The following is a 12,829-nucleotide window of genomic DNA, read 5'->3' on the forward strand; positions in this document are numbered from 1 at the left end:
GGAGCTTTGCTGAACGCTCGCCCTGCCTCGAATTCATCCAACTCTCTCGGGCTGCCGACGACCAGGAATCAGCTCGGGCTGGGTTGGCGTCGTCTCCTCCGAGGCCTGTCGCTTTCCCTGTGCGATCCGATAGGCATCGGCATCCGAGAGGGCGGCAGGTGGCTCATCCCCGAACACGCTCCGCCCTCCGAGGGAATGCGATTTCTCCCGCTCTTCAGCAATCAGTTCCTCAACGGTTGGCCCGAAGGCCTGGTGCTCCAGGAGTCGGGCTTGCTCGTCGAGGCGCTTGAGAGCGGATAGCTCCTCATCGCGTCCGAGCTTCGCCTTCTGGACTGCCGATTTCAGCACCTGGATGGTCTGGTCGTAGACGCGCAACGGCACCGGGAAGGGGTGCCGGTCCTTCCCGCCGTGGGCGAACGAGAAGCGCGCGGGATCACTGAAGCGGTAGGGTGCGCCATGAACGACCTCGGCTACCATGGCCAAAGCCTGGACGGTGCGCGCGCCCACCCCGGGCGTGAGGAGCAGATCCGCGTAATCCGAGGGTCCCCGATCGGCTGCCGCGGCAAGGGTCCCATGCAGCCGGCGCACTACCACATCGCTCGGGCGGACATCGTGGTGAGCCGGCATGACAAGGTGGGGCAGCAATGGTTGCTCGGTTCCTGCGCGCTCCCCATCACTGGCTCGGAGCGCCAGCAGCTTGCGGGCGATCCCGTCCGGACCGAGAGACCCCAGCACCTCGATCTGCTTCTGGCGCGACGTATGTGCCCGGTGATCCGTGAGATTGACGATCTCGCCCTGCTCGGGCCCCTCGATGGCGGCATGAGGCTCGTCCACGAAGCTCTTCAGACCTTCGGAGAGCCAGTGATAGCGCCGTGCCTGCCTGCGATCTCCGTTCATACCCTGCTGCACGACGACCCACTTGCCATTATTCGTGACGATGAAGCCATGCAGATAAAGATCGAACCCGTCCTGCACGGCAGCGCTGTCGACCTTGGCGACCAGCCGGCTGGCACCGGCGAGCCCTGGCCCGTCGATCCCGACCCGCTCGCCGATTGCGATCAGCTCGTTCGGTGTCTGCCGGGACTGCTTGCCGCGCCCGCCGCAGACGTGGATGCCGAGTTCGTGGGACAGTGGCGTCAGTCCGCGTTTCAGCGCACCGATGACGCTCGTGGTGATGCCGGAGAAATGCCAGTCCATACCCATGACGGCTCCGAAGGACTGGAACCAGAACGGGTGCGCCAATCGCCGCAGGAACTCATCCTGGCCATAGTGATGCACGATGGATTCGCTGATCACGGCGCCCAACCGTGTCATCCGGTCCGCAAGCCATTTCGGGACATAGCCGCCGTGCAGCGGCAGATCCGCGCTTCCCGCCCGTTGAGCCATCGACCAGACATCCTTACTTTGGCTCACCGCATAACGCGCGATCAGCAGGATGCCCAGGGTCCAGGGCTCCCATCTGCCGCCCTTACATCGCCTGCGGGGCGGGCTATCACCAGGATCGCTGCTGATCCACTCAGCCCCGGGCAGGTGGCGAAGCATTTCGGCCTGCCACTCGCAGAGTGCACAAGATACCTGCTGAGGGAGATTAAAGGCTTTCAGCCATGGATCGGTCACGAGACGCTGGACCATGGGCTGTCGGAACGCTGCTCACGGAGGGGCGTTGGCCCGCTTTGCGGGAACAGAGATGACAAAGAACCCTTGGATGAGCCTGTGGCTGAGTGCAGCGAACACCTGGGCTGGTGCTGCCCGGGGCTTCTGGATGGCAGAGACGCATCGTCAGCAGAAAGCCATGCTGACTGCGATGACGAAGCCGAAGACGGGCCCCAAGGCCAAGCCTCGATCCTCAAAGAAGCCCGCCACAAACGGCCGGAGGAAATCTCCGCGTTGAAGCTGTGACGATGCTGCTGGGCGCCGTCGACGTTTTTGTGGGTATTTTTGGTATGGATCTCGGTACGCCTCATCGAGTCTGGCGTACCAGGTTTCTGGTCGGTGATCGACGTCCTAGACGCCCTGACCGGGTCCAATCCCTGCCGTCTGACAGCAAGGGTTGGATCCAGGCCGCGTGGGCAGATTGAATGCTAAGTCTGTTCGGATGCGCATCAGTTCAGGAGTTCAGCATGAGCTTTGAGTGGGATGAGCCACGAATGGAACTGCTGAAGTCTCTCTGGGTCTCTGGTGAGACCGCCCGCACGATTGCCGAGCGGCTCGGTGGGGGCATCACCCGAAATGCAGTGATTGGAAAGGCTCACCGCCTGGGACTCACCGGAAAGCACGGCAGCAAACGCGCGGCTTCCAGACGGACGCGGATATCGACTTCGAAGCCAGGGAGCCGGCGGCCCCAGAGAAAACCTCGGCCAAAGAGCCACGCACGCTGATCATAAGGCACTCGGCCCGAGCGTCAGGAGGTAGAGCAGAATCGGGCGACAGGTGTCACAGGAGAGGCTCGCTCTTGCTGCAAACGAGGACCGGCCCGCTGGCAGCGAGAGCGAGCGGCAGGAGTTCAACCGTTCGGCCCGATGACCAATGTGCTGAAGGACGGTGACATGCATCCGCTGCGGCTCGGATGCGCAGGCGACACGCCACTAGCGAATGATGACTTGGCAATCCACTCAGCCGGGACGCACCGGAATGGTGGCCCGAGTGAATCTTGGCTCAACGATCATCGACCTAGATGAATCAGTGAGCTGCCTCGGGCCGAAGCAACGACGCGTACTGCATCGGAATGGCCAACTCCCACGTGCCTTGTGCGAGAACGTGGTTCGTCAGCACGCGCCACCGACGCGACTGACTTTCCAGGTCATAACACGACCGCTCGTCGATACATCGAGCCACTCGCAGATTGCCGCTAAATCGCAAATTGTCTCGCCGGCGCCTGTGACGACTACAGGGGAGTGCCGAAAGGTATGGTCGAACCAAAAGCGATTGTTCGAGTGCACCCAATTACCTGCCGCGTAATCGACAGCAGACAATTATCCCATCATCTTTTGAACAGGCCGAAACCAGGAGATTTCCTCATGACGGCGATCCAACCGATCCCACTCCCTCGCGACGCCTTCTTGGCTGAGGCGCTCGCCAGCGGCGCAACGGGTTTCCCAGCTTACGCGGGAGCCAAACGGCTGACTGATGTCCTCGACTTGCCCGAACGACTCCCAGGGTCTCCAGGACAGAAACTCAGAATGCCGACCCTCAATCGGCCAGCTCACGCCTGATCATCAGATCCCGCTCGACTGTCGGGCGGAAGTTCTCCAATCCTTTGGGAGAGCGACATGCCGTTCCATCCGTCTCCCTATCTCCGCCAAGGGCTCCTGTCGAACGCGACCACGAACATCGGCCTGAGCCTCTTCATGATGCTCGCAGCCGGCCTGCTGACTCGTCAACTTGGGCTGCCTTCGCCTCTGCTCATCATCGCGGGTGTTACCCACTTGAGCTTGGGCCTTGTGCTCGGGACGCTAGCGCTTCGCCAGAGCGTGTCGCGCGCTCACGTTCGAGCGGTGATCGGCTTCAACATCGTTTGGGCTCTGGCCAGTATTCTCGTCGTTGCCCACCTGCCGAGCGCAACGCGGCCAGGCCTGGCGCTTGTCCTCGCTCAGGCTGGTTGTGCCTTGATGTATGCAGCGCTCCAACAGATCGGCTTGCAGCGGTCGTCAATGCAGCCGACGTAGGTTCGCGAAACGGTAACACAAGCCAGCTCGTCGCTGCTCAGGAGCCCTGCCCGGGGATGAGAAGGATTTTCCCGAAGTGCTGGTTCGCCCGCATGTAGGCGAGCGCCTCCGTGACCTTGTCGAGCGGGAACGTGCGGTCGATCGGAACGCGCAGTTCCCCAGACGTCACCTCCTCCCAGAGATCGGCACGCATCTTGCGGTTGATCTCCCGCACCTCCTCGATCGAACGTGTCCGAAACGTCACGCCGATGTAGCTGATACGCTTGAGAGCATGCAGGTCGTAGTCGAACTCGCCCTTGACCCCGCCAAGGCGCCCGACATTGACGATGCGCCCCAGGACTGCCGCCGCTCTCATGTTGGCGTTCGCAACAGGGGCGGAGACTTGGTCGATGATGACGTCCACGCCCCTGCCGCCCGTTGCCTCGCGCACCTGATCGGTCCAGCTCGGATCCCCGGTGTCGAGCGCGAGGGTTGCTCCGAACTCGGAAAGACGAGCGCGCCGATCCGGATTGGTCGAGGTCCCGATCACGATGGCCGCGCCGCACCGCCTGGCGATCTGCAGTCCCATCAGCCCGACACCGGAGCTGGCCCCCTGGATCAGGATGCTTTCGCCGGGCTGCAGGCGTGCATTGGTGACGATTGCATCGTGCATCGTCTGCAACGCGATGGGCAGTGTGGTTGCGGTCTCGAAGGACATGCCCGCCGGAATCGGCGCGGCGCGCCCATAGTCGGTCACTGCGTATTCCGCGTAGCCGCTGCTTCCGGAACACATCACTCGGTCTCCCGGGCGCAGCCCCTGTACCTCGGCTCCGACTTCAGCAATCTCACCGGCCCATTCGAGACCCGGGGTGGTACCAGGGCCGCCGATCGCGCCATGTTGATGACCGGCCGCAACGGCGAGATCCGCGCGGTTGAGCGAGGCGGCGCGAACCCTCACGAGGATCTCGTTGGCCTTCGGGCTGGGCGCCGGAACCTCCCTCACCTCGAGCCCGCCATCAGTCACCACAGCCGCCTTCATACCGCCCTCCCCTTCATCATCACCAATGTCCTGTCACGAGCGCCCGAAGGATGTCGCGTGTCAGGAGAAGCGAGATACTGCTCACTTATCGATCGCCGGTGATCCGGTCCATCTGGGTTTTCGTCACGTGCGCGGTTCCGGCATAGGAATGTCCCCAACCTTCTTCGGGACATGATAGCCCCGCTGAACAGCCGGCCGATGTGCAATCACCTCGTACCAACGCCTCACGTTTGGAAAGTCATCGAGATCGATCGTCTGCCACTCGAACCGGGAGATCCACGGCCAGATCGCGATGTCGGCAATGGAATACGTGTCGGCTACGAACTCACGGTCGGCGAGCCGGCGATCAAGAACGCCGTAGAGGCGCTGCGCCTCCTTCAGGAACCGCTCCTCCGCGTAGGGTGCGGCCCCTTTGTTGAAGCGGGCAAAGTGATGGACCTGGCCCAGCATCGGGCCGACCCCGCCCATTTGCCACATCAGCCATTCGATCACGCGATAGCGGGGCTCGCCCTCACGCGGGAGCAGCTGTCCAGTCTTGTCGGCGAGGTAGAGCATGATCGCCCCGGATTCCATTAGGCTGATCCCAGTTTCATGATCCACGATAGCCGGGATCTTGTTGTTCGGGCTGATGGCCAGGAAACCGGGCTGGAATTGCTCGTCCTTGGTGATGTCGATGGCGTGAGCCGTGTAGGGCAACCCCAGCTCCTCGAGGAGGATCGAGGCCTTCCGCCCGTTCGGAGTCGTCCATGTATAGAGATCGATCACAGGTCATCTCCTGCCAAAGGGAATCCTGACTTGTCACAGGTTGCGCCGGGCGGCCATCCGAAATCGACGAGAGTGCAAACACTCTTTCCGGCTCCTGGTTCAGCCCTCGGCATCGGAGGTTCGAGCGCCTGGGCTCGCACTTGTCTGTCTCGGGCTCGATCAAGTTCCGACTGCGCAGCACGGAAAGGGCAATTGCGACCGCAATGTCGCCAGTCGACCACCGGGGCCTTGGCGGTAAACACGTGCGCCTTTGCTCAGTTGGGCCGGAATCCGCATTGTTCGGACTTGTGGGATTTGGCAATTGGCAGGGAGTAGTTTGGATGCGTCAGTTCATCAGCACCGCTTGGAAGGTTCGCCCGAGCAACAGAATCACGATGGCTTTGCGATGAAGACCCTCCTGCTCGTGTATCATTCCCTGACGGGAGGCACGCGCCAGATGGCCGAGGCGGCGGCTCGGGGAGGGCAGGCCCAATCGGACGTGCAAGTGCGGCTCCTGCTGGCCGTGAAGGCTCAGCCCGCGGACGTGCTCGCAGCGGACGGCTACATCTTCGCGACACCGGAGTGCCTGGCAGCCATGGCCGGTCTGATGAAAGACTTCTTCGACCGGACCTATTACCCGGTCCTGGAGCGGCTCAACGGCCGGCCCTACGCTATTCTGGTCTGTGCTGGCAGCGACGGCCAGAATGCGGCGCGGCAGATCGAGCGGATTGCAACCGGCTGGCGCCTGCGGACCATCGCCGAGCCGATCATCGTGTGCACTCACGCCCAAACCCCGGAAGCGATCTTCGCCCCGAAGGTGATCTCCCCTGATGACCTTGCCCGCTGCGAGGAACTCGGGGCAGCGCTCGCCACTGGTCTGGCGATGGGTATCTTCTGATCGGTCTGGACAACTGAGAAATTACAGGCGGGAGTGCATCTACCACCAATATCTCGATGTGATTGTTGCCGCTCGGTGCCGATCAGCGTCCAAACACCCTTGGGGGCATAGCTTCCGTGATGCGTAGCGCGCGCAGTAGGTGCGCCCTCACCAGCTCTTCTGCCTTGCAGCCGTCCTCGTTGAGAATCGCTCGCGCGATGGCACGATGCTCTTCCAAGGATGCCGCAATGTTCTCAGCCCTGAGGGTCCCGACCAGTTGATACATGAGCAGCGGAAGCCGCAGCTGGCGCGTCAATCGCAGCAACTGCTCGTTGCCACTTGCCGCAACCATCGCGTCATGAAAGTGATGGTTCTCCTCGAGATAGTCGGGTCCGGGGGCGCGGGGGCCATCCTGCCAGATTGGCTGGACATTCTCCATAAAGCGCGATCGCATGTCCGGATCCGCCATAGCCTCCGCGGCAAGACGCGCTGCGAGTGTTTCGAGTCCGATACGAATCTGAAATAGCTCTCGCATTTCCCGCAGCGAAAGGCGCCGGACCAGCGCGCCCCGATTCGGAACAATCTCGAGCAGGCCTTCGGCCGACAGACGGCGAAAGGCCTCTCGTAAGGGTCCACGACTCACCCCGAGATCACGAGTGAGATCGGCCTCGATCAAGCGCTGGCCGGGAGCATAACGGCCTTGAAGAACACCGCTGCGGAGATGTTCCAGCACGTAGTCGACCGTTCCTCCCCGCGCCGGTCCGCTATCGACCACCTGCGACACCGACGGACGGCTGTGCAGTGACTCGTTAAGCGAGGGCATGGATGCGAGCCTGTTTGCGTATCGTCATGACACCCGTTGACAACTCATTGTCGGCTTATATTGTCCTACAATAATAACTGGCAAGCGCCACAGACCGCGACAATGAGGAAACGCCTTTCAGCCCGCTCTCGCTCGGCTGACGCGCGCCTGCCGCGCTGGGTTCCCTCTGCTCACCGTCCGCGGCGCATGAGTGGAGAAGTACCATGTTGATTGGGAAACCTGGTCCGGCAGTAAGCGGGATGTGCACGTCCGATCCTCACAGGATCGAGATCCGCGGCAGAGATCTCACCCAGGAGATCATGGGGCATTACGGTTTCACCGACTTCTTCTTCTTCCTCGTGACCGGCAAGAAGCCTACCGAAGACCAGCGGTTCTTCCTCGATCTGCTGCTGATCGCCATTGCGGAGCATGGACTCACGCCGACGGCTCAAGCCGCACGGATGACGCTCGCGGCAGCGCCAGACAGCCTCCAGGGAGCGGTCGCCGCAGGTATCCTGGGCTGCGGGACGGTGGTTCTGGGCACCGCGGAACTCTGTGCCAAGGTCCTCGCCGAGGCTGCGGCCCGCGTCGAGGCGGGCGAGGATCCCGATCAGGTTATCGCCGATATAGCCGGCACGACCCGGCGCCAGGGCGGGAAAATGCCGGGCTTCGGCCACCCCATCCACCATCCCGTGGATCCCCGGGCTGAGCGCATTCTGGCTCTCGCGGAAGAACGGGGCGTGGCTGGACGTCACGTCGATCTGCTGAAGAGGCTGCGCCCGGCCGTAGCGACGGCATGGGGCAAGCCGTTGCCCCTCAACGTCTCGGGTCCGATAGCAGCCGTGCTCATGGACCTGGATTTTCCACCCACGATGATCAAGGCCGTTCCGATCCTTGCCCGCACGGCCGGCATCCTGGGCCATCTCGCCGAGGAGCAAAGACGCCCGCTGGGCTTCCTCCTCGCCCACTACGCCGAGGAAGCCATCGCCTACGACCCTGCCGGTTGAGCGAAAGATCAGCACGATGCTTTACGAGCCCGAGATCGAGACACTGCCCTGGTCAGAGCAGCGCCGGCATGACGACCCGCTCTACCGCGAGCAGATCCGTTACCTCTTTGCCCAGTCACGCTTCTTCTGCGAGAAGCTAAAGGCAAGTGGGTTCGAAACACCCGAGTCCGTCGGCGGCCTCGATGAGATTGGGAATTTGCCGCTCACCGAGAAGGACGAGCTCCGCCGGAGCCGGAGCGAGGCAGATCCGATCGGCAGTCACCTGGCAGCTCCGCTTGACGACGTCGTTCGGATCTTCTCGACCAGCGGCACCACCGGGATTCCCAGCTATATCCCGCTGACGGCGGGTGATCTTGACAACTGGATCCGGACTTCCTGCCGAAGCTATGGTGCATCCGGGCTCGTTCCCCGCCAGCGGATCGTCACGACCTACAATGCAGGGCCCTTCGTTGCAGGCGCGGCACTCGATGCCTTTCCGAGGCTCGGCCTCTGTCATATCCCGGTAGGCACGGGCAACACCGAGCGGCTGCTTGCTGCCATCAAGCTGTTGAAGCCGCAGGTGATGGCATGCACGCCGTCCTACGCCTTGCACCTCGCCGAGATCGGACAGGCACGCGGCCTCAATCTGCAGGACAGCAGTTTCGAGCGCATCATGGTGGCTGGCGAGCCCGGCGGGGGCGAACCGGCTATGCGCGAGAAACTCGAAGATGCATGGAATGCGCAGGTTACCGAGGCCATGGGCATCGGTGACATCTCCGTCTCGCTGTGGGGCGAGTGCGAAGAGCAGCAGGGAATGCACTTTTCCGGACGCGGGTTCGTTCATTTCGAGCTCATCGATCCGGATACGGGCGAGCAGGTGCCGATCAGCAATGGCGCCAGAGGTGAGCTTGTGCTGACCCATTTGAGGCACCGTGGCGCGCCGTTGCTGCGCTTCCGCACCCGTGATCACGTCGTGATCTGGACCGAGCCCTGCCGTTGCGGCCGAACCGCACCCCGCGTCCGCTGCATCGGGCGAACCGACGACATGCTCATCGTGCGGGGCGTGAACGTGTTCCCGTCAGCCATACGCGAAGTGGTCAACCGTTTTGCGCCTGCCGTCGGCGGTGTCGTATCCGTGCGGCCGTCCGCGAAAGGGGTCAAGCAATCTCCGCCGCTGAAGGTCGTGGTTGAACTCGCAGAAGACGCTGCCCCCTCGGACGACCTTCGCAATCGGATCGAGAACGACATTCGAGCGACCCTGGTGGTCACCACTGCCGTCCACTTGGTTCCGCCCGGAACGCTGCCGCGCAGCGAATACAAGTCGAAGCTGCTGGACTTCTCCGAAGCCAAGGAGGCGCTCGGTGACTGAGCCGTCTCCCACGATTGGGGAGCAGCGATGACTGCCGCCTCGGTTGCACAGGCCGTCCTGCTCTCTCTCACGATCGCCGGTCTCTACGCCGCGGTAGCTGCCGGTTTGACCCTGACGGTCGGGGTTACCCGTATCATCAACTTCGCCCATGGCGAGTTCGTGATGCTGGGCGCTTTCCTCACCTATTGGCTCCATACCCGTTACGGAGTGTCGCCCTGGCTCGGCATGGCTGCATCCGGCATCGCGCTCGGCCTGTTTTCGATGCTGGTCTATCGTGCCTTCCTGGCGCGTGTGCTCAAGGAAGACGAGCACAATCAATTGCTTGCTACCCTTGGCCTCTCGATCCTGCTTCTGAACATCGCGGTGATCTTGTGGTCGCCCGATCCGCGGGTCATGCAGGCTGCTCCCCTGCTTCCCTCACTGCAACTCGGCGAGGTGACAATTCCGGGCAACAACATCGTCGTGGCGCTGGTCGGCCTTCTTCTCTTCCTGGCGATGCTGGGGATCAAGAACTACACCCGCTACGGCACACAGATGCGGTTCGCCAGCGACGATCCTGAACTTGCCACGCATGCCGGCATCAATGTCGACCGGGTATTCGAACTATCGTTTGTCATCGGTGGCGTCGCAGCCGGGATCTCGGGCGGGCTCGTCGCACTCATTCTCTATGTGCAGCCGACGGTCGGAATCGACCTCGTCATCCGCGCCTTCGCAATCATTGCGCTCGGTGGCTTGGGCAACATCCCGGGCGCGCTGATCGGCGCCGCGATCCTTGCGCTTGCGGAGGGGCTGACCAGCACCTTCGTCCCGCAGGGAGGGAGTTGGGGCTTCGGCGTCGCATTCCTGATCCTGCTGATCGTCCTGATCGTGCGCCCGAGCGGTCTCTTCGGAAAACAGGTGCACGCATGATTGCACGATCTGCCGCCAGAATAGGTCTCTACATCGCGATCGCGGCACCATTGGCGCTGATCGCGGTCTCGGACCGGCCCTTTCTGGTGCAGGTTGCGATCGGCGTCGCGATTTCGGCCATTCTTGCTCTCGCCTGGGATATCCTGTCCCGTACGGGACAGGTCTCGCTCGGGCACGCAGCGTTCTTTGGAATCGGCGGCTACGGGTCGGCGCTGCTGACGCCGATCCTGGGATCCGTGCTCGGCTGGGTGGCGGGCATTCTGCTCTGCGGAGCGGTGGCCATTCTCCTCGGTGCCGTGACCTTGCGGCTGCGACGCCTCTATTTCACGATCGCAACTCTGTCCTTCAGCCTGTCCATTCAGGTCTTGATTCTCGTGACGCCGGGCCTGACGGGTGGTTCGACTGGCATCATGCCGCCTGTCATCGCAGGGGGATCGCCCTCGCTTCAACTCCTGTTCATCACGGCGTGCCTCGTCGCAGCCGCGGTTGTCAGTGACGTATTTCTCGGATCACGATTTCGGCCGGCGTTCTTCATGATCCGGAACAATCCCGATCTCGCAGCGGCTTCGGGCGTGCCGGTGACAAGGCTCAAGATCCTGGCCTTCGCGGTCTCGGGCATGATCGCTGGTCTCGCGGGCGCCTGTTATTGCGGCCTCTATGGCTACGTGATTCCCGAGGATGTATTCACCATAAACTGGAACGTGCTTCCTCTGGCCGTGACCGTCTTGGGCGGCATGGATACGACGCTGGGGCCGATCATCGGCGCGGTCGTGCTGCGGGCCCTGGAAGAAGTGGCCCGTCATTTCGTCGGAGGGGTTGGCTACCAAGTCGTATATGGTGCCGTGATCATCCTGTTCATCGTCGGCATGCCAAAAGGCCTCGTGGGATTTGCCCAGTCGCTAAAACGCCGTGCGGTGCCCGAACCATCCTCGGCCAAACCGAGGCTCGTATCATGACGGCGCTGCACATCGACGGGTGCACGGTGGCCTTTGGAGGTTTGAGAGCCATCGATGACGTCACCCTCGTCGTGCCAGGAAACACGATCACTGCGCTGATCGGACCGAATGGCTCGGGCAAAAGCACTTTCGTCAATATGGTCTCCGGCCAGATCCCACCCTCACGGGGCAGGATCCTCCTCCATAGCGAGCCCATCACCGGGATGCGTTCGGACCAGATCGTGCATCGCGGGCTGGCGCGAACCTACCAGGTCCCGAAGGTGCCGAAGGAGTTGACGATCGGAGAGGTGATCTCGGTCCCATTGCTCTACGCCAGGTCTGATCGTGCGCTGCCCGGGGGGCTCCGGACCGCAGCAGATGTGGCCCGCTATTGCGGGTTGCGACCGCCTGTCAGCACCCCCTGCGGCCGCCTCTCGGTCTCGGATCTTCGGCGCGTCGAGATTGCTCGTGCGCTCGCCTGTCGGCCGAACGTTCTTCTCTTGGACGAGTCGATGGCCGGACTCAGTCTGGAAGACGCCAACCAGGTGATGGGACTGGTCCGGGAGATTAATTCATCGGGCGTAACAGTGGTGGTGATCGAGCACGTGATGCGCATCATTGCCCGGCTCTGCGGCCATGCAATCGTCCTGAATCAAGGACGTCTCCTCGCGCAAGGATCCCCACGGCAGGTCCTGACTGATCCCGGCGTCCGCGAGGCCTATCTGGGAAAGGGCTTCACCCTGTGAACAAATTCCAGGCTCGGATCGAGATGGCCGGCTACGGCGATCTAGTGGTTCTCCCACACCTCGAATTCGAGGTCTCCGGCGGTGAACTCCTCGTTCTCCTTGGACCGAATGGAGCCGGAAAGACGACCTCCCTGCGGGCCTTGGTAGGGAGTGCCGATGCGGTTCAACGAACGATCAGGCTCGATGGCCGGGATCTCTCGGGGCTATCGGCCTGGGAACTCGCGCGATCGGGGCTTGCCTTCGTACCCGACGGTGCACGCTGCTTCAGCAATGCCACCGTAGAGGAGAATCTCCGCGGCGCTTTCGAAGCGCTTCGGCCGCGCGGTGCACACGCCGAGCGCCAGCGCCTCTTCGAGCTCGTCTTCGATCTCTTTCCCATTCTGCGCGAGCGTCTTGGGCAACTAGCCGGCTCGATGAGCGGAGGGCAGCGCCAGATGCTGGCGGTCGCACGTGGGCTGATGATCGAGCCGAAGGTTCTCGTGCTCGATGAGCCTTCTGCCGGGCTCGCTCCCAAGCTCGTCGAGGAGCTCTTTGAGGCACTTGGGCGGATCAAGGCCACGAGCGGCTGTGCGATTGTCATGGCAGAGCAGAATTTTGCGGCTGCAATGAGCATAGCAGATACCTGTCTGGTCCTCGATGAAGGCCACGTGGCGCTGGCCGGGCCTATCGCGGAGGTGCGTCACAACGAGCGGCTGAGAGTTGCGTATCTGGGCATGTGAACCGCTCCGGGCGGCACAGAGCAAAGGTCCGTCAGAACGGCGGGCCGGTCATGAAGGGA

13 protein-coding genes are annotated in these 12,829 nt (G+C 62.5%); 9 read left to right on the top strand and 4 right to left on the bottom strand.

What is annotated here, in order from left to right; genetic code table 11:
* Positions 1-33: 33 nt before the first annotated feature.
* Entirely contained in the window at positions 34-1,386 is a 1,353-nt protein-coding gene (locus tag BN1233_RS10190) for a DUF763 domain-containing protein (protein ID WP_082145343.1), read from the bottom strand.
* Between the two features lie 734 nt (positions 1,387-2,120).
* Between BN1233_RS10190 and BN1233_RS44580 the strand changes: the two genes are divergently transcribed.
* Together BN1233_RS44580 and BN1233_RS10205 are read left to right on the top strand one after the other, a co-directional pair.
* Complete coding sequence (locus BN1233_RS44580; protein ID WP_147707117.1) at positions 2,121-2,378, top strand: GcrA family cell cycle regulator; 258 nt, start codon at positions 2,121-2,123, stop codon at positions 2,376-2,378.
* A gap of 891 nt (positions 2,379-3,269) precedes the next feature.
* Positions 3,270-3,665: a hypothetical protein gene (locus tag BN1233_RS10205; protein WP_046863456.1), complete on the top strand. Its 396-nt coding sequence runs from the start codon at positions 3,270-3,272 to the stop codon at positions 3,663-3,665.
* A gap of 37 nt (positions 3,666-3,702) precedes the next feature.
* On the opposite strand, the gene BN1233_RS10210 is transcribed toward BN1233_RS10205, so the two are convergent.
* Both BN1233_RS10210 and BN1233_RS10215 read right to left on the bottom strand, forming a co-directional pair.
* Positions 3,703-4,683, bottom strand: a complete 981-nt coding sequence (locus BN1233_RS10210; protein ID WP_046863457.1) for a quinone oxidoreductase family protein — start codon at positions 4,681-4,683, stop codon at positions 3,703-3,705.
* A 123-nt stretch (positions 4,684-4,806) separates the two neighbouring features.
* Entirely contained in the window at positions 4,807-5,448 is a 642-nt protein-coding gene (locus BN1233_RS10215; RefSeq protein WP_046863458.1) for a glutathione S-transferase family protein, read from the bottom strand.
* 385 nt (positions 5,449-5,833) lie between these two features.
* Here BN1233_RS10215 and BN1233_RS10220 point away from each other — a divergent pair, with 385 nt between their 5' ends.
* Entirely contained in the window at positions 5,834-6,325 is a 492-nt protein-coding gene (locus BN1233_RS10220) for a flavodoxin family protein (RefSeq protein ID WP_046863887.1), read from the top strand.
* A gap of 82 nt (positions 6,326-6,407) precedes the next feature.
* Here the strand turns inward: BN1233_RS10220 and BN1233_RS10225 are convergent, their stop codons facing one another.
* Positions 6,408-7,127, bottom strand: a complete 720-nt coding sequence (locus BN1233_RS10225) for a GntR family transcriptional regulator (protein ID WP_046863459.1) — start codon at positions 7,125-7,127, stop codon at positions 6,408-6,410.
* 203 nt (positions 7,128-7,330) lie between these two features.
* Here BN1233_RS10225 and BN1233_RS10230 point away from each other — a divergent pair, with 203 nt between their 5' ends.
* The 6 genes from BN1233_RS10230 to BN1233_RS10255 are packed head-to-tail and all read left to right on the top strand — an operon-like array spanning position 7,331 to position 12,770.
* Positions 7,331-8,113 carry a citryl-CoA lyase gene (locus BN1233_RS10230; protein ID WP_046863460.1) on the top strand — a complete coding sequence of 261 codons (783 nt, stop codon included), beginning with the start codon at positions 7,331-7,333 and terminating at the stop codon, positions 8,111-8,113.
* A 16-nt stretch (positions 8,114-8,129) separates the two neighbouring features.
* Positions 8,130-9,461, top strand: coding sequence for a phenylacetate--CoA ligase family protein (locus tag BN1233_RS10235; protein ID WP_046863461.1), 1,332 nt, complete (start codon positions 8,130-8,132; stop codon positions 9,459-9,461).
* A gap of 27 nt (positions 9,462-9,488) precedes the next feature.
* The gene (locus BN1233_RS10240; RefSeq protein ID WP_046863462.1) at positions 9,489-10,370 is read left to right on the top strand and encodes a branched-chain amino acid ABC transporter permease; all 882 of its coding nucleotides are present in this window, start codon (positions 9,489-9,491) and stop codon (positions 10,368-10,370) included.
* Positions 10,367-11,326 carry a branched-chain amino acid ABC transporter permease gene (locus BN1233_RS10245; RefSeq protein ID WP_046863463.1) on the top strand — a complete coding sequence of 320 codons (960 nt, stop codon included), beginning with the start codon at positions 10,367-10,369 and terminating at the stop codon, positions 11,324-11,326. Before BN1233_RS10240 ends, BN1233_RS10245 begins: the two co-directional genes overlap by 4 nt.
* Entirely contained in the window at positions 11,323-12,051 is a 729-nt protein-coding gene (locus BN1233_RS10250) for an ABC transporter ATP-binding protein (protein WP_046863464.1), read from the top strand. The genes BN1233_RS10245 and BN1233_RS10250 overlap by 4 nt, the downstream gene beginning before the upstream one ends.
* The gene (locus BN1233_RS10255) at positions 12,048-12,770 is read left to right on the top strand and encodes an ABC transporter ATP-binding protein (RefSeq protein ID WP_048707666.1); all 723 of its coding nucleotides are present in this window, start codon (positions 12,048-12,050) and stop codon (positions 12,768-12,770) included. The genes BN1233_RS10250 and BN1233_RS10255 overlap by 4 nt, the downstream gene beginning before the upstream one ends.
* Positions 12,771-12,829: the final 59 nt, after the last annotated feature.

This window comes from Microvirga massiliensis, from assembly GCF_001006805.1.
Lineage (GTDB): Bacteria > Pseudomonadota > Alphaproteobacteria > Rhizobiales > Beijerinckiaceae > Microvirga > Microvirga massiliensis.

Coding starts and splice junctions, on each gene's coding strand:
- BN1233_RS10190 (WP_082145343.1), bottom strand. CDS start 1,386: ATGGCTCAACGGGCGGGAAGCGCGGATCTGCCGCTGCACGGCGGCTAT.
- BN1233_RS44580 (WP_147707117.1), top strand. CDS start 2,121: ATGAGCTTTGAGTGGGATGAGCCACGAATGGAACTGCTGAAGTCTCTC.
- BN1233_RS10205 (WP_046863456.1), top strand. CDS start 3,270: ATGCCGTTCCATCCGTCTCCCTATCTCCGCCAAGGGCTCCTGTCGAAC.
- BN1233_RS10210 (WP_046863457.1), bottom strand. CDS start 4,683: ATGAAGGCGGCTGTGGTGACTGATGGCGGGCTCGAGGTGAGGGAGGTT.
- BN1233_RS10220 (WP_046863887.1), top strand. CDS start 5,834: ATGAAGACCCTCCTGCTCGTGTATCATTCCCTGACGGGAGGCACGCGC.
- BN1233_RS10225 (WP_046863459.1), bottom strand. CDS start 7,127: ATGCCCTCGCTTAACGAGTCACTGCACAGCCGTCCGTCGGTGTCGCAG.
- BN1233_RS10230 (WP_046863460.1), top strand. CDS start 7,331: ATGTTGATTGGGAAACCTGGTCCGGCAGTAAGCGGGATGTGCACGTCC.
- BN1233_RS10235 (WP_046863461.1), top strand. CDS start 8,130: ATGCTTTACGAGCCCGAGATCGAGACACTGCCCTGGTCAGAGCAGCGC.
- BN1233_RS10240 (WP_046863462.1), top strand. CDS start 9,489: ATGACTGCCGCCTCGGTTGCACAGGCCGTCCTGCTCTCTCTCACGATC.
- BN1233_RS10245 (WP_046863463.1), top strand. CDS start 10,367: ATGATTGCACGATCTGCCGCCAGAATAGGTCTCTACATCGCGATCGCG.
- BN1233_RS10250 (WP_046863464.1), top strand. CDS start 11,323: ATGACGGCGCTGCACATCGACGGGTGCACGGTGGCCTTTGGAGGTTTG.